Origin of the sequence: Synechococcus sp. FACHB-909, from assembly GCF_014698945.1 — a bacterium.
GTDB lineage: Bacteria > Cyanobacteriota > Cyanobacteriia > PCC-6307 > Cyanobiaceae > Cyanobium.
The window spans coordinates 103484-122999 of record NZ_JACJTY010000001.1 but is presented as its reverse complement, the minus strand read 5'-3'; the positions used below and the strand labels follow the sequence as shown (position 1 = coordinate 122999).

Genomic DNA, 19516 nt, shown 5'->3' with positions numbered 1-19516 from the left:
GAATGAGAATGACTTTCATTCTTGACTTCATGGGCAGCACCGGCAGCGTCAGCGCCTGGGAAGAGGCTCTCCTCGTGGCGATGATCCAGTACCCCGTCCCCGTGATCAAAAGCCCCGCGGACATCCAGACCCAGGTGGATCAGATCTGCAAGGCGGTCGCCACCACCAAGGCCGGCTACCCCGATCTCGACCTGGTCGTGTTCCCTGAGTACTCCACCCAGGGACTGAACACCGCCATCTGGACCTACGACGAGATGCTGCTGCGCATCGACTCCCCCGAAATCGACCGCTTCCGCGAGGCCTGCCGGAACAACGACGTCTGGGGGGTCTTCTCGCTGATGGAGCAGAACGACGACCCCAGCCTGCCGCCCTTCAACACGGCCATCATCATCAATTCCCAGGGTGAGATTGCCCTGCACTACCGCAAACTGCAGCCCTGGGTGCCGATCGAACCCTGGTCGCCGGGCAACTACGGCATGCCGGTCTGCGAGGGCCCCAAGGGTTCCAGGCTGGCGGTCTGCATCTGCCATGACGGCATGTTCCCCGAACTGGCGCGGGAGGCCGCCTACAAGGGGGCCAATGTCTACATCCGCATCTCCGGCTATTCCACCCAGGTCAACGACCAGTGGATCTGGACCAACCGCACCAACGCCTGGCAGAACCTGATGTACACCATCTCGGTCAATCTGGCCGGGTATGACGGCGTCTTTTACTACTTCGGGGAAGGCACCGTCTGCAATTACGACGGCAACGTGCTGCAACAGGGCCACAGAAACCCGTGGGAGATCGTCACCGCCGAGCTGTTCCCCCGCCTGGTGGACAAGGCACGGGAGAACTGGGCTCTGGAGAACAACATCTTCAACCTGGGCTGCCGCGCCTATGTGGGCAAACCCGGTGGGGAGAAGGAGAACTACCTCACCTGGGTCAGGGATCTGGCCAACGGCTGCTACAAGCTCCCCTGGGACGAGAAAATCAGGATCCGGGACGGCTGGAAGTACTACCCGGAGGGCGTCAAGCTGGGGCCCATCAGCCAGGCCGGTCTGCCCGGCTGACGCGGCCCCGGTCGGCCATGGCGGAGGAGCCTCAGCCCCCTGCCGCCACCAGCCCCGAGTGCCGGATCAGGGCCTCCGGGCTGGGGGGCCGGCCCCGGAAGGTCTCGAACACCTCGCCGGGGTGGCGGCTGCCGCCGAGGCTGAGCACCGTCTCGCGGAAGCGGCGGCCGGTGGCCTGGATCGCCGCCTCGTTCTCCAGCCCCACCTCCTCGAAGGCGCTGAAGGCATCGGCGCTGAGCACCTCGGCCCACTTGTAGGAGTAGTAGCCGGCGGAATAGCCGCCGGCGAAGATGTGGCCGAAGGAGCAGAGGAAGGCGTCCTCCTCGATCGGCTCCAGCACCGTGGTGGTGACGGCGATCTCCCGGCGCAGCTGCTCCGGGGTCCGGCCGCACTCCGGCGTCCACTGGCTGTGGAGCCGCAGGTCGGTGAGGGCGAAGTGCACCTGGCGCAGGGTGGCGGCACCGCCCATGAAGGTGCGGGCGGCCTGGAGCTTGGCGAACTCCGCCTCCGGCAGCGGTTCGCCGCTCTGCCAGTGGCGGGCCATGCCCATCAGGGTGGCGTGGTCGTAGCACCAGTTCTCCATGAACTGGCTGGGCAGTTCCACCGCATCCCATTCCACGTTGTTGATGCCGGCCGCCTGGGGGCGCTCCACCGTCGTGAGCATGTGCTGGAGGCCATGGCCGAACTCGTGGAATAGGGTCTCCACCTCCTCGAAGGTCATCAGGCTGGGGGTCTCACCCACCGGCGGGCTCTGGTTGCAGACCAGATAGGCCACGGGCAGCACGGGCGCACCGGCGGCGTCCACCGAGCGCACCAGGCATTCATCCATCCAGGCGCCGCCGCGCTTGCTGCCGGGGCGGCTGTAGGGATCCAGGTAGAAGGCCGCTAGGGGCTCGCCGCTGCCGGCGTCATCGACGCGGAAGAAGCGCACGTCCGGATGCCAGACGGGCGCCTCCCCATCGGCGGGGTGGATGCGGATGCCGAACAGGCGGTCGCAGAGCCCGAACAGCCCATCGAGCACCCGGGGCAGGGGGAACCAGGGCCGCAGGGCCTCGCTGTCGAGATCGAAGGCCTCCTGGCGCCGCACCTCCGCCCAGAAACTGACATCCCAGGGCTTGAGATCCGCCGCCTCGGCCGCCCCCTCGCGGGCCGCACAGGCGCGCAACGCCTCCAGTTCCTGGAGGGCCACCGGATAGGCGGCGGTGCGCAGGTCCTCCAGCAGGGCCTCCACGTCCGCCACCGAACCCGCCATCTTCGCGGCCAGGCTCACTTCGGCCCAGGACCCGTAGCCCAGGCGCTGGGCCTGCTCCCGCCGCAGGGTGAGGATCCGCTCGATCGCCGGCCAGTTGCCGTCGGTCTTGCCCGAAGCCCGGCTCACGTGGGCCTTGTAGGCGATCTCCCGCAGGTCGCTGCGACGGCTGTACTTCAGGAACGGGCCGAAGCGGGGCATGTCGAGCCCCAGCAGCCAGGGGCCCTCGCTAGATGTGGCCTCGCCATCGCCGGCGTCGCGGGCGGCCTGGGCCAGCTGCTCCTTGAGGCTCTCGGGCAACCCCTCCACCTCGGCCGGATCGCTGAGCCGCAGGGTCCAGGCGTTGGTGGCATCGAGCACCCGGTTGCCGAACGCGGTGGCCAGCTCCGCCAGCTCCTGGCTGGCGGCGTTGAAGGCCTCCTGGGCCTCGCCCTCCAGGCCCACGCCCCGCAGCTCCATGTCGCGCAGTTCCGCCGTCAGGATCCGCTCCTGGGTGGGATCGAGTCCGCCCTGGGCCTGGAGGCTGCGCAGCGCCTCGAACAGCACCCGGCTCTGGCCGGCCCGGTTGCCGAAGGCCACCACCGCCGCCTGCTGGCTGGCATGGGCCTCCCGCAGTTCCGGGCTGTTGCAGACGCCGTTGAGGTGGCTGACCACCCCCCAGCTCCAGCGCAGCCGCTCCCCGAGCCGGTGCAGGGGATCCATCACCTCCGCCCAGGCCAGGTTCCGGCCCGCCGCCGCCGCCGCCGCCAGATCCGCCTCCAGCCGATCGAGCTCCGCCTGGAGCGTGCTCAGCAGCGCCGGGATGTGGGCCACCACCTGGTCGGGGGTGATGGCCTCGAAGCGGGGCAGGCCCTCGCCGGCCAGCAGGGCGGGGGGGCTCTGGAGGGTGGTGGTCATCGCCGGGCTGCCGCTTCGATGGAAGACCCCATTTCAGCCCACCCGGGCGCCGGACGGCGGCTCAGCCCAGGGCGGCCATCCGTCCCATGGCCACGGCGCCATGGCTGGCCAATTCGGCCGCCAGGCCGTTGGTGCTGGCTTCGTAGAGATCGATCGCCACCCGCGGCCAGAAGCCGATCACCAGGGTGGGCACCAGCAGGGTGAGACCGATCAGCAGCTCCCGGGGCTTCATGTCACCCACCACCGCCAGGGCCGGGATCCTTGGACCGAAGAACACCCGGCGGCAGAGGGACAGCAGATAGACCGGGGTGAGCACCAGGCCGATGGCGGCCAGCACGATGGTGATCACCCGGAAGCCGACCGTGAAGCCGTCGTAGGAGGTGACCCCGAGGAACACGGTGATCTCACTGATGAAGCCGCTCATCCCGGGCAGGGCCAGGGAGGCCATGGAGCTGGCCAGGAAGAAGGCGAAGGTGATCGGCAGCACCTTGGCCAGACCGCCCATGTTGGGGATCGAGAGGGTCTCGGTGCGCTCGTAGAAGACGCCGGTGACGAAGAACATCGCCGCGGCGATGAGCCCGTGGCTGATCATCTGCAGCATGGCGCCGCTCATCCCCAGGGCATCGACGGCGCCGATGCCCAGCAGCACGAAGCCCATGTGGCTGACGGAACTGCAGGCGATGCGGCGCTTGACGTTGTCCTGGGCGAAGGCGTTGAGGGCCCCGTAGATGATGTTGATGATCCCCAGAACGATCAGGGCCGGGGCCAGCCGCAGGTGCACCTCCGGCAGCATCTGGACGTTGAAACGCAGCAGGGCGTAGCCCCCCATCTTGAGCAGCACCCCCGCCAGCAGCATCGACACCGGCGCATTCGCCTCGCCGTGGGCATCGGGCAGCCAGGTGTGCAGCGGGAACATCGGCAGCTTGACCCCGAAACCGACCAGGAAGCCCAGGTAACAGAGCAGGCCGAAGGTTCCGCCGGGGGAACGGGCCGCCAGTTCGCTGAGGTTGAGGGTGAAGGTGTCGCCGGAGAGGGCCAGCGCCAGGCCGCTGATCAGGATCAGCAGGGAGGCGGTGGCCGTGTAGAGGATGAACTTGGTGGCGGCGTACTGGCGCTGCTTGCCGCCCCAGATGGCGATCAGCAGGTAGACGGGCACCAGCTCCAGTTCCCAGGCCAGGAAGAACAGCAGGAAGTCCTGGGAGAGGAACACCAGGCTCTGGGCCGTGGCCTGCACGAGAAGCAGGGCGAAGTAGAGGCGGGTCTTGAGGCGGATGTTCCAGCTGGCCGCCACCGAGAGCAGGGTGACCAGGCCGCTGAGCACCACCAGGGGGGCGGAGAGACCATCGGCGGCGAGGGACCATTCCAGGCCGAGGGCCGGCACCCAGGCCACGCGCTCCACCAGCTGCAGGCCGCCGAGGCTGGCGTCGTAATGGCGGGCGAAGACCCAGAGAATCAGGGCCAGATCCACGCCGAGCACCCCCAGGGCCAGGGTGCGGGGAAGGCGGGGGTCGCTGCCGTCACCGGGCAGCAGGGGCATCACCAGGGCGGCGGTGGCGGGCAGCAGCACGATCAGGCTGAGCCACGGAAAACCCGCCTCGGTGAGTCCGGAAGGTAGGGAAGAGGACGCGAGCGAAAGAGGCAGGCTGGCGTCCATCACTGTGGGGTGCTCCAGGCAGGAAGTATGACGGCAGACGCTGCCGCTTCGGGACGATGTCCCCGGGCGGCAGAGCCTATCAACTGGGTAGTTCTACTCACCGAGAACGGTCTGTGGGTGGCTCCCCTCCGGCAGGGTGGCCCAGGTGCTGCCGCCCTCCTGGAGTCCCAGCACGGCGCTGTGGCTGCTCACCCCTTCCCCCAGCCAGGCGTGGGTCATGGCCTCCCCCACCGCCGCCGCCCGCTCCTCCGGGGCCAGGGCCAGCAGACTGGGCCCGGCGCCGCTGATCACGCAGCCCCAGGCCCCGGCCTCCATGGCGGCCTCCCGCACGGCCCTCCCCCCCTGGATCAGTCCCCAGCGGTAGGGCTCGTGGATGCGGTCGTGCATGCCATCGGCGATCAGATCGCCGTTGCCCGTGCGCAGCCCCTGCAGCAGCAGGGTGAGGGCCCCCAGGTTCATCACGGCGTCGCTGATCGGGATGCTGCGCGGCATGGCGCGGCGCGCCTCGCTCGTGCTCAGCCGGATGGTGGGGATGGCCACCACGGCCTTCACGGCCGGGTTCCACTCGCAGCGCACCACCCGCCAGCGGTGGGAGGCGGCCCGCGCCGTCAGGCACAGCCCGCCGAGCAGGGAGGGAACCACGTTGTCGGGATGGCCCTCGATGTCGATGGCCAGTTCCAGCAGCTTCTCGCGGCTGAGGGGCTCCCCCACCAGGGCATTGGCGCCGATCAGGCCCGCCACGATGGCGGTGGCGCTGCTGCCCAGACCCCGGGCGGGGGGCACCGCCAGCTGCACCCGCGCCTCCAGGGCCACCGCCTCCACCCCCACCTCGCGCCAGACCCGCTGGGCCGAGCGGTAGACGAGGTTGTCGGGGCCGCCGCGCAGGTGGGCCCCCTCGGGACCCTCAATGATCAGCTCGAACCGCTCACCACCCCCCTCGATCACCCGCAGCTCGAAGCGGTTGCCGAGATCCAGGGCGGCGCCGAGGCAATCGAAACCCGGGCCGATGTTGGCGGTGGTGGCGGGTACCGCCACCACCACCCCCTGGCCGATCTGGGGCCGGACCATAAACAACCTGTCGTTGGGCTCAGTGTTGCAGCCGACTCAGCCCAGCAGCATCCGGGCCCGGCAGGCGGCGCTGAAGGTGCCGACCCCAGGATCCACCACGGCGGTGATGGGCATCGGCTCCAGGGTGGAGCGCAGCCGGCCCTTGTTCAGAAACGGGCCCTGGAAGGCTTCGGAGCGCAAGCCGTCCAGCAGCTTGGCGGCCGTGCCCCCCGCCAGCCAGAGTCCGCCGCGGCTCAGACAGGCCAGGGCGAGATCGCCGCAGACACTGCCATAGGCACCCAGCCAGAGCTCCAGGGCCCGAGCCGCCAGGGGATCCCTGGCGGCGGCGGCGAGGGCCACCGCCGCCGGCAGGTCGGCCCGGTCCGGCCCATCGCCGGCCTCGCTCCAGAGCCGGGCAGGGCCGCTGAGGGGGTGGTCGCCGCCGGGGTGGTGCCGGTCGAGCAGCCAGCGGGCCACGTGCCCCAGACCGGTGCCGCTCACCACCCGCTCGATCGAGATCCGCTCCAGGGCCAGATCGGCCCTGAGCCACTGCTTCAGGTCCCATTCCGCCGCGGAACGGGGGGCGAACTCCCCGTGGGCCGCTTCGCTGGGGATGGCCCGCAGGCCCGCGGCGGTGGGCAGGCCCATGGCCACCCCCAGGCCGGTGCCGGCCCCCAGCACCAGCAGAGGCGCCTGGGGATCCCGCTGGCCCTCGCGCACGGGAGCCGTCTGGGCCGCATCGAGATGGGGCAGGCCGTAGATCAGCACGGCGAAATCGTTGACCAGCTCCACCAGCGGCAGCCCGCAGCTGCGGGCCAGGCCGGCGCTGTCGAGCACCCAGGGAAGGTTGGTGAGCCGGGCCCGCCCCCCCTCCACCGGACCGGCCACCGCGAAGCAGGCGGCGGCCGGAACACCGCCGGCCACCGGCCCGGCGACGGCCAGGAAGTGGCGCACCATCGGGGCCAGGTCCTGCCAGTCCGCCGAGGCGAACCGCTCCTCCAGCACCAGCTCGGGCCGCTCCCCACCTGGCCGCCAGAGGCTGAGCAGGGTCTTGGTGCCACCGATGTCGCCCGCCAGCAGGAGGCTCATGCCAGGGCCAGGGTGGCCAGCCGGCCAGCGTTGGCCGTGGCGGCGGCGGCCACCAGGGCGTCCGCGGCCACGCTGCCCAGATCCCCCTGGCGGCGGCTGCGCAGGCTGACCGTGCGGGTTTCGGCTTCCCGGGCACCGATCACCCCCAGCACCGGGATCTTCATCTGCTCGCCGTTGCGGATCAGCTTGCCGAGCCGATCCCCGCTGTGGTCGATGCCGGCGCGGATGCCGGAGGCCGCCAGCAGGCCCCGGAGTTCTTCGGCCCAGGGGAGGGCCTCATCGGTGACGGGCAGCAGCCGCACCTGCTCGGGGGCGAGCCAGAAGGGGAAATCGCCGGCGTAGTTCTCCACCATCACGCCGAAGAAGCGCTCCAGGGAGCCGAAGATGGCGCGGTGGATCATGATCGGCCGGCAGCGGCTGCCGTCGGCGGCCACGTAGTTCAGATCGAAGCGTTCCGGCAGGTTGAAATCGAGCTGGATCGTGGAGCACTGCCACAGCCGGCCGATCGCATCCTCGATCTTAAGGTCGATCTTCGGCCCGTAGAAGGCGCCGCCCCCCTCGTCCACCTTGTAGGCCCAGCCCTTGCGCTCCAGGGCCTCCACCAGGCCGGCGGTGGCGAGCTCCCACACCGCGTCCTCGCCGATCGACTTCTCGGGGCGGGTGGAGAGATGGATCTCGTAACTGCGGAAATCGAAGGTGGAGAGGATGCGCTCGGTGAGGTTGAGCACCCGCAGGATCTCATCGGAGATCTGCTCCGGCAGGCAGAAGACGTGGGCGTCGTCCTGGGTGAAGCCGCGCACCCGCATCAGCCCGTGCATCACCCCGGGCCGCTCGTAGCGGTAGACGGTGCCGAGCTCGGCCCAGCGGATCGGCAGCTCCCGGTAGGAGCGCAGCCGGCTGGCGAAGGTGAGCACGTGGAACGGGCAGTTCATCGGCTTGAGCTGGTACTGCCGCTCGTCCACCGCCATGGGCCCGAACATGCTCTCGCTGTAGAAGTCGAGGTGGCCCGAGGTCTTCCAGAGGCTCAGGTCGGCCACGTGGGGGGTGTAGAGGAGCTCGTAGCCGTCCTCGAAGTGGGCCGCGCGCCAGAAGTCCTCGATCAGCAGCCGCATGCGGGCACCGCGGGGGTGCCAGAACACCAGACCGGCGCCGGCCTCCTCCTCGATCGAGAACAGGTCCAGGTCGGTGCCCAGCCGTCGGTGGTCACGGCGCAGGGCCTCCTCCTTGCGCCGCTTGTGCTCCGCCAGCTGCTCGGGCGTTTCCCAGGCGGTGCCGTAGATGCGCTGCAGCTGGGCGCGCTTCTCATCACCCCGCCAGTAGGCCCCGGCCACGCTTTCGAGGGCGAAGGCCTTGGGGTTGAGCTCGCCGGTGTTGGCCACATGGGGACCGGCGCAGAGGTCCCACCACTGGTCGCCCAGGGTGTAGAGGGTGATCGGCTCGCTGAGCCCCTCCAGGATCTCCAGCTTGTAGGGCTCGTTCTGGGCCCGGATCCGCCGCTCCGCCTCCTCGCGGCTGACTTCGATGCGCTCCAGGGGAAGCTTGCGGGCAATGATCTTGCCCATCTCCTTCTGGATGGCCTTGAGATCAGCCTCGGTGAAGGGGTCCGGGTTGTCGAAGTCGTAGTAGAAGCCGCTCTCGGTCCAGGGACCGATGGTGACCTGCGCCCTTGGGAAGAGCTTCTGCACCGCCATGGCGAGCACGTGGCTCATCGAATGGCGGATGCGCAGCAGCTGGGGGCTTTCGCTCGTCTTCGGCAGCACGATGGCGGCAGCCTCGGTGGCGACACCACTGGAGGCGGCGGGGCTGGAGGCCGGTGGCACCGGTGAAGGGGGCGCGGACGTCATGGAGGCAACCTGTTGAAGGCATGGTATCCAGGCCCACCGATGGCCCCCCGGCCAGCGCCGGTACCGGGGGTCGGTACCGGGGGCCGGTGCGACCGTCGATCGGCCCTAAGTTGGAGGGGCTGAGCACTCTGATGGCCGCCCGACCCACGCCAGGACCCGTCCAGAGCGCAGTGCAGCGGCCAGCTCCCGTTGTCCCGGAGGGATCGGGGCTGAACCGGGCGGCCGAACGGCGCAGCGTCGCCCTCAGCTACCTGCTGTGGTGCACCTGCCTGGTGGGGCTGTGCGGCCTGCCGCGCTTCTACAACCGCAAGCCCCTGAGCGGCACCCTCTGGCTGCTCACCTTCGGCCTCTGCGGCATCGGCCAGCTGCTGGATCTGGTGCTGCTGCCCGACATGGTGCGCCAGGCCAACCAGTCGCTGCTGCTGGAGGAGGCCCTGGCGGGCCGCGAGACGGCGTCCTACCCGCCGATCGAACGCCAGCTGCTCCAGCTCGCCCGCCGCACCGGCAAGGCCGGCTTCACCCTCAACGACGCCCTGCTGGAGCTCCAGCTGCCCCCCCAGGCCAACAGCAGTGTGGTCAGCGCCGAGATCGAGCGGCTGCTGCTCAACCACCTGCTGGACGTGGGCAACGACGAACGGGGCCGGGTGGTCTACCGGGAACCGTGAGGCCGATCAGGCACTGGTGAGGCGCCGCTGCCGCTCCAGTTCCCGGTCGTAGAAGCGTTGCAGCTCGGTGCGGCACTTCACCGGCTGGCCGTAGTGGCTGTCGCCCGCCAGGTTCGGCAGGGAGGCCCATTCCGGTGCCAGCCGTGCCAGCACCTCGGGCGTCAGGCCCTGGCGGTCGAAGCTCCCCAGGGCACCGCGCTGCTGGATCAGATGCAGGGCGGCCTGGTCCTGGCTGGCGGGGCCGAAGTCCCGGAGTCCGAGGCGTTCAGCCGCCCGATCCCAGGTGGTGGGCAGGAACTGGTAGGCACCGGCGGCGGCACTGGCATAGCCGCGCCGCACCACGGTGTCGGGGTGACGGCTGAGGTCGCCGAAGCGGTCCCCGCCGAAGAGCACCCGGTAGCCGTCGTCGCTGCCACCCAGCCAGGTGCCTTCGGCGTAGCGGATCGTGTTGAGCAGGGCGCGCCGCTCGGGGGTGATCCCGTAGGGGCCGGGGGCGCTCGCCACCACCGGCCGGGCGGCGGGCTGGGGGGCGGGACGGACCACCTGTGGGGGGACGGGGGCGGCCGGGCGTTGCACCATCGGCAGCATCAGGAGCAGCACCAGTGTGAGGGGGCCACGCTGGAGCGGCTTCGGCGGCGACGGGAGGGGGCGACGCAAGGGCAAGCGGTCGTCAGGGATCCATGACCCTGCTCAGGCCCGGGCCCTGGACGCGAGACCCCGTCGCCCGTACTGGACAGACCGGGGCCCGGTGTGCTTGCGAACCCCCTCCAGAAGGCGGGCTTTCAGGAAATATTCAGTCGGGAGCAGGGAGGCGCGGGAAACCGGCGGCCGCTGACCGCCCCCACCGGGCAACCGGCAGGTGCCGGTACACCCACAGCAAACGATCAGCTGTCGTGATCAATACATAACGATTGATTCACGCTTTCCTCGGGCCCCTTGCCGCCAGGACCGCGCCCCGGTTCAATCCTGAGCCAGGAAACCGAGGGCACCCCGGACCCGCTGCAGGGTCGTGGCGGCCACGGCCGAAGCCCGCTCCCTCCCGTCCCTGAGCACCGACTCGAGGTGGCCAGGGTCGCTGCGCAACTCCGTGTAGCGCTGCTGCAGGGGCCGCAGGGCCTCCACCGCGGCATCAGCCAGCAGGGGTTTGAAGGCCCCCCAGCCCATGGCGGCGCAGTCCGCCGCCGCCCGCTCGCGACCAACGCCGGAGAGCAGGGCATAGAGGCTGAGCAGGTTGTCGGCCTCCGGCCGCTCCGGGTTGCCGAACTCCAGCCCCATGACCGGGTCGGTCTTGGCCCGCTTGATCTTGCGGGTGATGAGCTCGGGCGGGTCCAGCAGGGTGATGCGGGAGCCCTCGTTGGGGTCGCTCTTGCTCATCTTGCTGCTGCCGTCGGTGAGGCTCATCACCCGGGCCCCCTCCTTCAGGATCAGGGGCTCGGGCACCTTGAGGACGGGGTGCTCAGGATCCGGGGCGTAGCGGGCGTTGATGCGCTGCTGGGCGATGTCGCGGGCCAGCTCCAGGTGCTGCTTCTGGTCTTCCCCCACCGGCACCCGATCGGCGTCATAGAGAAGGATGTCCGCGGCCATCAGCACCGGGTAATCGAGCAGGCCGGCGGAGACGTTGTCGCCCTGCTTGAGCGCCTTCTCCTTGAACTGGATCATGCGCTCCAGCCAGTTGAGCGGCGTGACGCAGTTGAGCAGCCAGCAGAGCTCGCTGTGCTGGCTGACGTGGCTCTGAACGAACACCGTCGAACGCTGCGGATCGATGCCGCAGGCCAGGTAGAGGGCCGCCGTGGTGAGGGTGTCCTCCGCCAGGCGCTTCGGATCGTGGGGCACGGTGATCGCGTGCAGGTCGACCACGCAGAAGAAGGTCTCGTGGCTGTCCTGCAGGGCCACCCAGTTGCGGATCGCCCCCAGCCAGTTGCCCAGGTGCAGGGCCCCGGTGGGCTGCACGCCGGACAGCACCCGGGGGCGCGCCGTCCTGGCGCCGGTGTCGCTCACGCTTCGGGAGTGGCGTCGCCCTCGGTGTCGGCGGAAGCCGTCGCCCCCTCGGCCGTCTCAGGGGCAGTCTCCACGGCCACGGCGGGCTCCTGGGATTCGGCCTCGGCCTCCGGCGCTTCAGCCGGGGCTTCGGCTTCGATCACCGCCACCGGGGCCGCGGGCCGGCTGGGCCGGGCGAAGGGGTCGATGCGGGCACCGCCGTGGCCGCCACGGCCCACCTGGCGGGGCTGGCCATCGCCACCGCCCCGGCGGGGCTCACCCCCCCGGGGGGCGGGGGTGCGGGATCCCGCCTGGGCCCGGTGCTCGGCCACCAAGGCCTCGAGCTGTCCCTTGTCCAGCTGGTCGGCGAGGGTGCGGAGGGCAAAACCCAGCACCGCGACGGTGGAGCGCAGGCCGAAGGCCTCCTGCAGGGCGCGGGCGGCCTGCATCTCGTTGTCGCTGAGGCGGATGCGGAAGCCGCCGGGCTCCCGGTTCGGCCCCGAACGGCCGCCCCGCTCGGGGGCATCCCCGCGGCCTGAGCCCACGGGATGAGGGGTGTTGGTGTCGTCCGCCATGGCCGCAGCCCGCAATCAGGGGCAAGTGTCGCGCATCGACGTCCGGCCGGCGGCGACGTCAGGACCCAGCCACAGCAGCCGGTGCCTGCCCAGGCGGGAGCTGCCATCCCGCCGGGCCAGCACCAGCAGCGGCACGGGCCGGGGCCCGCCGGCGGCGAAGCGCAGCCGGTACTGCTGGAGCAGGTCCAGGTAGGTCTCGAGCGTCCAGCCCTGGGTGCCGCGCTCCTGGGCGGCCCAGAACTTCCGCAACGCCTCCCGGCAGGCCTCCGCCCCGAAGTCCTCCCAGCAGAGCCGCTCGGCCTCCCAGGCCGGACGACCGGCGGCCACCAGCTCCCGGTAGCGCCGCAGCTCGGGGGCCTCCTGGCTGCAGTCCGGCGGCAGGCGGCTGGCCAGGTGTTCCACCGGGACCCGGCTCAGGCGCAGCCAGCAGCGCTCCAGCAGCAGCACCGGCAGGCCGCCGTGCCAGTGGTCGCTGCCCTCCAGTTCCTCCTGGGCGCGACGCAGCTCCTCGAGGTGGGGGTCCAGCAGGAACAGGCCGTCCAGCGTCGCAGCCGGGCCGGACGTCACAGCCTTGCCGTAACGGGCATCGGAAGACGGCACGGAGGCGACCCGGACGACAAGCTGAATCATGCTGGGTCCAGCAGGGATCTGCAGGGACGGTGTCTTAAGGGAGGTGGACGCGGGGGTGTGAGCCCCGTCACTTCTGAGCTAGAGAGGCATCGCCGCCGGTACCCACCCGTGACGCCACCGGACCCCCTGCGCCCCGCCGCCCTGGCCTCCCTGCTGCCCGCCGGCTGGGGCAGGCAGGCCCTGTTGCTGGCCGGGGGGGTGATCGGGGGCGAACTGCTGCTGCGGGCGTTGCCCGGCGAAGGACTGGGTCTGGTGGGGATCGCCGGGGTGGCGGCGGGCTGGTGGTGGCTGGGCCGGCGGCCCGCCCGCCTGGCACCGCCCCGCTTGCCCGCCAGCTTCGACGCCTGGGTGCGGCGCTGCGAGGAGCTGCTGCTCCAGTTCGAGCATCTGAAGGGGGAGACGGCCGAGGGAGAGCCGGGCGAAGGCCAGATCCAGCGCCGCGCCGGCCTTGCCGCCCTGAGGGAGGAGGGGGCCCGGCCCGGTCTCCAGCTCGCCCTGGTGGGCTCCGTCGCTCCCGACGCCTCCTGGGCCCCTGCGCTGCAGCAGGCCCTGCGCGGCCGGCTGGCCCTGAGCCTGCGGTGGGGTGAGGCCCTGCCGGCGGTGAGCCGGGAGCGCCAGTGGCCGGAGGGCTTCGCCGCCGCCGATGTGGTGCTGTTCCACCTGGTGACCCCCCTGCGGGCCGCCGATCTGCGCTGGCTGGAGGCGGTGCCCAAGGTCCAGCCCCTGTGGCTGCTGGTGCAACCGGAGGCCCCCTGCGATCCGGCCGACCTGGCGGCCGAACTGGCCTCCCAGTGGCCCGGCGCCGCCGCTGACCGGCTGCTGCCGTGGGACGGCTGCCCCGAAGCCCTGACCGCCAGCCTGCAGCCCCTGGCCCGCTGGCTGGCGGCCGAGGGAGCGTCCCTGCGCCGGGCCACGCCCCTGCGGCGCATCGAGGCCCTGCACCGGTGCTGGCAGGCCGATCTGGAACGGCTGCGGCGGCAACGGCTGGTCCAGCTGCAGCAGCGCACCCAGTGGATCGTGGCGGCCGGCGTGTTCGCCGCGCCCCTGCCCTCCCTCGATCTGCTGGTGCTGGCGGCGGCCAACGGCCTGATGCTGCAGGAGATGGCCCGTCTCTGGGGCTGCCCCTGGAGCACCGAACAGCTCAAGGCCGCCGCGGTGGAACTGGGCAAGGCCTCCCTGCTGCTGGGGGTGGTGGAGTGGAGCAGCCAGGCCCTGATCGCCGCCGCGCGCCTCCACGGCGCCACCTGGCTGGTGGGCGGGGCGGTCCAGGCCCTGAGCGCGGCCTACCTGACCCGGGTGGTGAGCCATGCCATGGCCGATGTGCTGGCCCTCTCCGTCGGCGTCGAGGCTCCGGACCTCGAGCGGATCAAGCGGGAAGCCCCCCTGCTGGTGGCGCGGGCGGCCGAGGCGGAGAAGCTCGACTGGTCCGGTTTCCTGCAGCAGGCTCGGACCTGGATCAGCCAGCAGCTGACAACACCATCCCCGTCATCACTGGCCGCGCCATCCCTGCCGCCCGCGGTGTGACGCTGTTTTCATGACGTGCTTTCATGAAGTCTCTTCATGAATATTCATTGCGTATCGACCCGATTGCCTGAAGGATCGTTGCGCTCAGGTTCGGGATCCCAGGAGATTTCTTAGTGTGAACGCACCTCCCTTGTGGAGGTATCACTGCGTCTTCCTACCGTCTTACTTCCATGACCACTGCCATTCGCAGCGGCCGCTCGGAAAGCTGGGAAAGCTTCTGCGCCTGGGTCACCTCCACCAACAACCGCATCTACGTCGGTTGGTTCGGTGTGCTGATGATTCCCTGCCTCCTGGCCGCCGCCATCTGCTTCATCGTCGCCTTCATCGCGGCCCCCTCCGTCGACATCGACGGCATCCGTGAGCCCGTCGCCGGCTCCCTGATCCAGGGCAACAACATCATCTCCGGCGCCGTTGTTCCCTCCAGCAACGCCATCGGTCTGCACCTCTACCCGATCTGGGAAGCCGCCAGCCTTGACGAGTGGCTGTACAACGGTGGCCCCTACCAGCTGGTGGTCTTCCACTTCCTGATCGGCATCTCGGCCTACATGGGCCGCCAGTGGGAGCTCTCCTACCGGCTCGGCATGCGCCCCTGGATCTGCGTCGCCTACTCCGCCCCCCTCTCGGCGGCCTTCGCGGTGTTCCTGATCTACCCCTTTGGTCAGGGTTCCTTCTCCGACGGCATGCCCCTCGGCATCAGCGGCACCTTCAACTTCATGCTGGTGTTCCAGGCTGAGCACAACATCCTGATGCACCCCTTCCACATGCTGGGTGTGGCGGGTGTGTTCGGTGGCTCCCTGTTCTCCGCCATGCATGGTTCGCTCGTCACCAGCTCCCTGGTGCGTGAGACCACCGAGACCGAGTCCCAGAACTACGGCTACAAGTTCGGCCAGGAGGAAGAGACCTACAACATCGTGGCTGCCCACGGTTACTTCGGTCGCCTGATCTTCCAGTACGCCTCGTTCAACAACAGCCGCAGCCTCCACTTCTTCCTGGCCGCCTGGCCCGTGGTCGGCATCTGGTTCACCGCCCTGGGCGTGAGCACGATGGCCTTCAACCTGAACGGCTTCAACTTCAACCAGTCCATCCTTGATGGCCAGGGCCGGGTGATCAACACCTGGGCCGACGTGCTCAACCGTGCCGGCCTCGGCATGGAAGTGATGCACGAGCGCAACGCCCACAACTTCCCCCTCGATCTGGCCACCGTGCAGTCCGTTCCCGTGGCCCTGCAGGCCCCGGCGATCGGCTGATTCCCTCGGCACCCGCGATCGGCTGCGTCCCGCGGGGCGCTCACCGATCCACCCCTGCCCCCCCCAGCCCCCTCTGTCCCCTGCGGACGCCGAGGGGGCTTTTCCTTGGCGGCCATCCGGCCGTGGCTGGGCCGCGGCGGCGGCCAGAATGTTCACTCCAAGCTTTCTGTTCGCCAGCGGCCGCCATGCCCCAGCACCGCCGTGACGGCCAGGGCCACCCCGAAGGCCCCCGGTTCCGCCTGAAGCAGGCCCTGGTGGCCGCCGCCCTGGTGGTTCCGCTGCTGGCCGGCGGCTGCGCCCCCGGGCCCGAGGCCGGCGGCAAGGCCCCCGGCACCGGAGACACCGCCGGGGCCAGCGGCAGCGCAGGGGCGAAGGACGGGCGCCCCCTGGTGCTCACCACCTTCACGATCCTGGCGGACATGGCCCGCCAGGTGGCCGGCGAGCGGGTGCGGGTGGAATCGATCACCCGGCTGGGGGCCGAGATCCACGGCTACGAGCCCACCCCCAGCGATCTCAAGCGGGCCTCGGGGGCCCAGATGGTGCTGGAGAACGGCTTCGGGCTGGAACGCTGGGCCCAGCGCTTCTACGCCGGTCTCCCCGAGGTGCCCCACGTGACCCTCACCGAGGGCATCACGCCCCTGCCGATCGCCGGCGACGCCTACCAGGGCAAGCCCAACCCCCACGCCTGGATGTCCCCCCGGCTGGCCAAGGTCTATGTGGAAAACATCCGCCGCGCCCTGACCCGGCTCGACCCCGCCGGGGCCGCCACCTTCCAGCGCAATGCCAAGCGCTACAGCGCCGAGCTGGACGCCCTCGACCGGGAGCTGCGGACCTCCCTGGCCCGGATCCCCCCCGGCCAGCGGGTGCTGGCCACCTGTGAGGGGGCCTTCTCCTACCTCGCCCGCGACTACGGCCTCACCGAGGCCTACCTGTGGCCGGTGAACGCCGAATCCCAGGTCACCCCCCAGCGGATGGCCCGCCTGATCGCCCTGGTGAAGGAGCGCCGGGTGCCGGCGGTGTTCTGCGAGAGCACGGTCAGCGCCGAGCCCCAGAAGCAGGTGGCGAAGCAGTCGGGGGCCCGCTTCGGCGGCGTGTTCCACGTGGATTCGCTCTCCCTGCCGGACGGCCCGGCCCCCAATCTCCTGGAGCTGCAGCGTCATAACGTGGAGACCCTGCAAGCGGGTCTGGCGGGGAGCTGAACCGATGCCCTCTCGCCCCACCCCCTTCCCCGGCAGCGAGCGGATCGCCGTCCGCAACCTCTGCGTCGATTACCACGGGGTGGTGGCCGTCCATGAGGCCTCCCTGCATCTCGATGCCGGCACCATCTGCGCCCTGGTGGGGATGAACGGGGCCGGCAAATCCACCCTGTTCAAGGCCCTGATGGGCTTCGTGCGCCCCTCGGCCGGCAGCATCGCCATCAATGGCCTGCCCCTGCGGCAGGCGCGCCGGGCCCGGGCGGTGGCCTACGTCCCCCAGACCGAGAGCGTCGACTGGAACTTCCCGGTCAACGTCCATGAGGTGGTGATGATGGGCCGCTACGGGGCCATGAATCTGCTGCGCATCCCCCGTCCGATCGACCGGCAGGCGGTGAAGGAGGCGCTGGAGCGGGTGGACCTGTGGCCGCTGCGCCACCGCCAGATCGGAGCCCTCTCCGGCGGCCAGCGCAAGCGGGCCTTCCTGGCGCGGGCCCTGGCCCAGGGCGCCTCGGTGATGCTGCTGGATGAGCCCTTCAACGGCGTCGACATCCGCACCGAGAAACTGATGATCGAGCTGTTCGAGCAGTTCCGCCGCGAGGGGCGCACCCTGATGATCTCCACCCACGACCTGGCCCACGTCACCAGCTTCTGCGACCAGGTGGTGCTGATCAACAAGACCGTGCTCGCCTACGGCGAGACCTCCTCGGTGTTCACCAGCGAGAACCTGGCCCTCACCTTCGGCGGCCTGCGGCTGGAGGGCGACCCGACCACCGCCGTCGAGCCCGAGCCGCCGCAGGCGCCATGACGGCCGTGCTCACCTGGCTGATCGAACCGCTCCAGCAGGAGTTCATGGTGCGGGCCCTGCTGGTCAGCATGCTCGTCTCCTGTGTCTGCGGCCTGCTCTCCTGCTACATGACGCTCAAGGGCTGGGCCCTGATGGGGGATGCGGTGTCCCATGCGGTGATGCCGGGCGTGGTGATCGCCTACGCCCTGAACCTGCCCTTCGCGGTGGGGGCCTTCGTCTTCGGGGTCGGCTCGGTGGCCCTGATCGGCTACATCAAGCAGATGACCCGGATCAAGGAGGACACGGTGATCGGGCTGGTGTTCACCGGCTTCTTCGCCCTCGGCCTGACGCTGATCTCCAAGGTGCGAAGCAGCATCGACCTCTCCCACATCCTGTTCGGCAACGTGCTGGGCATCAGCTCCTCCGACATCCTCCAGACGGTGGTGATCAGCGTGCTGGTGCTCTCGGTGCTGCTGGTGCTGCGCAAGGACTTTCTGCTGTTCTGCTTCGATCCCACCCACGCCCGCTCCATCGGCCTTCACACCGGCGTGCTGCACTACCTGCTGCTGTCGATGCTGTCCCTGGCGGCCGTGGCGGGCCTGCAGACGGTGGGCATCATCCTCGTGGTGGCGATGCTGGTCACACCGGGCGCCACCGCCTACCTGCTCACCGACCGCTTCGACCGCATGGTGTGGCTCTCGATCCTCTCGGCGGTGATCTCCAGCGTGGCCGGCATCTACTGGAGCTACTGGATGGATGCCTCCACCGCCGGCTGCATCGTGCTGGTGCAGACGCTGCTGTTCCTGGTGTGCTTCCTGCTGGCGCCGCGCCATGGCCTGCTGGCCCAGCGGCGCCGCTCGCCGCGGGCCTCCCGCTTCCCATCCGCGTGAGCGCGTCCGCCAGCGGCGCCGCCCCGGTCTCGCCCGCGGACCAGCGCTGGCCCTGGTGGCCGCTGCTGCCCCTCTACCCCTACGGCCGCCGCCGCACCCTGGTGCGGGAGCTGGTGGCCGGACGGCTCTGGAGCTTCGAGCAGCTGCAGGGGGTCTGGTATGTGGCGGTGCCGATCCGCATGCTGGTGCTGCGGGTGCGGGAGGGGCTGCTGCTCTATGCCCCGGTGGCCCCCACCGCCGAGGTGCGCTCCCATCTGCGGGACCTGGAGGAGCGCCACGGCCCGGTGTGCACCATCGTCCTGCCCACCGCTTCAGGGCTGGAGCACAAGCTGCCGGTGCCGGCCATGGCCCGGGCTTTCCCTCGAGCCCAGGTATGGGTCACGCCGCGGCAGTGGAGTTTCCCCCTGGCGCTGCCGCCCGCCTGGCTGGGGTTCCCCGCCGCCCGCACCCGGGTGCTGCTCAGCGACGGGGTACCCCATGGCGACCAGCTCGACTGGCTGCCCCTGGGCCCCCTGGACCTGGGGCTGGGCACCTTCCTGGAGATCGCCTGCTTCGATCGGGCCAGCGGCAGCCTGCTGCTCACCGATGCCCTGGTGGCGATTCCGCCGGAGCCGCCGGCGGTGTTCGATCTCGATCCCACGCCACTGCTGTTCCATGCCCGCGAGCGGGGGGATGAGCCGCTGCAGGACGATCCCGAGCGACGCCTCCGGGGCTGGTGGCGGCTGGTGCTGTTCGCCACCTACCTGCGCCCCCGTCCCCTGGAGGTGCCGCCCCTGGGCGAGGTGCTGCGCCGCTGCCTGGCACCGGGGTGTCGCGACGCCCGGGCCCACTTCGGCTTCTACCCGTTCCGGTGGCTGCCCGGCTGGCAGGCCGACTTCCAGGCCCTGGCGCCGGGGGGCCGCAGCACCCTGCAGGTGGCGGCCGTGCTGGAGCGGCTGGTGTTCCCGCGCCAGCGGGCCGCCCTGGTGGCCTGGATCCGGCTTCTGGCGGGCCTGAAGGACCTGCGCTGGGTGGTTCCGGCCCACCATGACGCCCCCGTGGCCAGTTCGCCCCAGGAGCTGGCGGCCCTGGCCGATCGGATCGAAGCGGACGACTGGGCCCCCGATCAGGGAGCCTGGGAAACCCTCGCCGGAATCGACAACACCCTGGTGCGGCTGGGGCTGGTGCCGGGGGAAGGGGAGCGCTGAGGCCTGGAG

The 19516-nt window shown here is 70.5% G+C and carries 17 protein-coding genes; 8 read left to right on the top strand and 9 right to left on the bottom strand.

The genetic code is table 11. The features are described 5' to 3' along the window. Positions 1-8 precede the first annotated feature (8 nt). Positions 9-1052: a formamidase gene (locus H6G99_RS00560; protein ID WP_286190914.1), complete on the top strand. Its 1044-nt coding sequence runs from the start codon at positions 9-11 to the stop codon at positions 1050-1052. 31 nt (positions 1053-1083) lie between these two features. On the opposite strand, the gene H6G99_RS00555 is transcribed toward H6G99_RS00560, so the two are convergent. From H6G99_RS00555 to thrS, 5 genes are all read right to left on the bottom strand, one after another. Next, entirely contained in the window at positions 1084-3198 is a 2115-nt protein-coding gene (locus H6G99_RS00555) for a M3 family metallopeptidase (RefSeq protein ID WP_190609294.1), read from the bottom strand. A 61-nt stretch (positions 3199-3259) separates the two neighbouring features. Then, positions 3260-4852 (bottom strand): NAD(P)H-quinone oxidoreductase subunit 4, encoded by a 1593-nt coding sequence (locus H6G99_RS00550; RefSeq protein ID WP_094585925.1) that lies wholly within the window; start codon positions 4850-4852, stop codon positions 3260-3262. Positions 4853-4945: 93 nt separating this feature from the next. Next, a complete protein-coding gene (gene thrB, locus H6G99_RS00545; RefSeq protein WP_094585926.1) occupies positions 4946-5920 on the bottom strand; it encodes a homoserine kinase in 975 nt (324 codons plus the stop codon). 36 nt (positions 5921-5956) lie between these two features. Continuing rightward, a complete protein-coding gene (locus tag H6G99_RS00540) occupies positions 5957-6988 on the bottom strand; it encodes a glucokinase (protein WP_094585927.1) in 1032 nt (343 codons plus the stop codon). Next, positions 6985-8832 carry a threonine--tRNA ligase gene (gene thrS / locus H6G99_RS00535; RefSeq protein ID WP_199296891.1) on the bottom strand — a complete coding sequence of 616 codons (1848 nt, stop codon included), beginning with the start codon at positions 8830-8832 and terminating at the stop codon, positions 6985-6987. The genes H6G99_RS00540 and thrS overlap by 4 nt, the downstream gene beginning before the upstream one ends. A gap of 131 nt (positions 8833-8963) precedes the next feature. Here thrS and H6G99_RS00530 point away from each other — a divergent pair, with 131 nt between their 5' ends. Further along, positions 8964-9497, top strand: a complete 534-nt coding sequence (locus tag H6G99_RS00530; RefSeq protein WP_233133972.1) for a TM2 domain-containing protein — start codon at positions 8964-8966, stop codon at positions 9495-9497. Between the two features lie 6 nt (positions 9498-9503). Here H6G99_RS00530 and H6G99_RS00525 read toward each other — a convergent pair whose 3' ends face one another. The 4 genes from H6G99_RS00525 to H6G99_RS00510 all read right to left on the bottom strand — a co-directional run bounded on the left by H6G99_RS00525 (position 9504) and on the right by H6G99_RS00510 (position 12649). Beyond that, positions 9504-10154: a glycoside hydrolase family 24 protein gene (locus H6G99_RS00525; RefSeq protein WP_190609293.1), complete on the bottom strand. Its 651-nt coding sequence runs from the start codon at positions 10152-10154 to the stop codon at positions 9504-9506. A gap of 303 nt (positions 10155-10457) precedes the next feature. Beyond that, positions 10458-11495 (bottom strand): tryptophan--tRNA ligase, encoded by a 1038-nt coding sequence (gene trpS, locus H6G99_RS00520; RefSeq protein WP_190609292.1) that lies wholly within the window; start codon positions 11493-11495, stop codon positions 10458-10460. Further along, positions 11492-12049: a DUF8668 family protein gene (locus H6G99_RS00515; protein ID WP_190609291.1), complete on the bottom strand. Its 558-nt coding sequence runs from the start codon at positions 12047-12049 to the stop codon at positions 11492-11494. The genes trpS and H6G99_RS00515 overlap by 4 nt, the downstream gene beginning before the upstream one ends. A 15-nt stretch (positions 12050-12064) precedes the next feature. Continuing rightward, positions 12065-12649: a hypothetical protein gene (locus H6G99_RS00510; RefSeq protein WP_353617131.1), complete on the bottom strand. Its 585-nt coding sequence runs from the start codon at positions 12647-12649 to the stop codon at positions 12065-12067. A gap of 138 nt (positions 12650-12787) precedes the next feature. On the opposite strand from H6G99_RS00510, the gene H6G99_RS00505 reads away from it, so the two are divergent. The 6 genes from H6G99_RS00505 (at position 12788) to H6G99_RS00480 (ending at position 19507) form a co-directional block, all read left to right on the top strand. After that, positions 12788-14203: a YcjF family protein gene (locus tag H6G99_RS00505; RefSeq protein ID WP_233133974.1), complete on the top strand. Its 1416-nt coding sequence runs from the start codon at positions 12788-12790 to the stop codon at positions 14201-14203. A 170-nt stretch (positions 14204-14373) separates the two neighbouring features. Next, entirely contained in the window at positions 14374-15450 is a 1077-nt protein-coding gene (gene psbA, locus H6G99_RS00500; RefSeq protein WP_094585933.1) for a photosystem II q(b) protein, read from the top strand. Between the two features lie 185 nt (positions 15451-15635). Beyond that, positions 15636-16649 (top strand): metal ABC transporter substrate-binding protein, encoded by a 1014-nt coding sequence (locus H6G99_RS00495; protein ID WP_094585934.1) that lies wholly within the window; start codon positions 15636-15638, stop codon positions 16647-16649. 4 nt (positions 16650-16653) lie between these two features. After that, positions 16654-17451 carry a metal ABC transporter ATP-binding protein gene (locus tag H6G99_RS00490; RefSeq protein ID WP_094585935.1) on the top strand — a complete coding sequence of 266 codons (798 nt, stop codon included), beginning with the start codon at positions 16654-16656 and terminating at the stop codon, positions 17449-17451. After that, positions 17448-18320: a metal ABC transporter permease gene (locus tag H6G99_RS00485; protein ID WP_094585936.1), complete on the top strand. Its 873-nt coding sequence runs from the start codon at positions 17448-17450 to the stop codon at positions 18318-18320. Before H6G99_RS00490 ends, H6G99_RS00485 begins: the two co-directional genes overlap by 4 nt. Continuing rightward, a complete protein-coding gene (locus H6G99_RS00480; protein ID WP_094585937.1) occupies positions 18317-19507 on the top strand; it encodes a DUF4336 domain-containing protein in 1191 nt (396 codons plus the stop codon). The genes H6G99_RS00485 and H6G99_RS00480 overlap by 4 nt, the downstream gene beginning before the upstream one ends. The last annotated feature ends 9 nt before the right edge of the window (positions 19508-19516 follow it).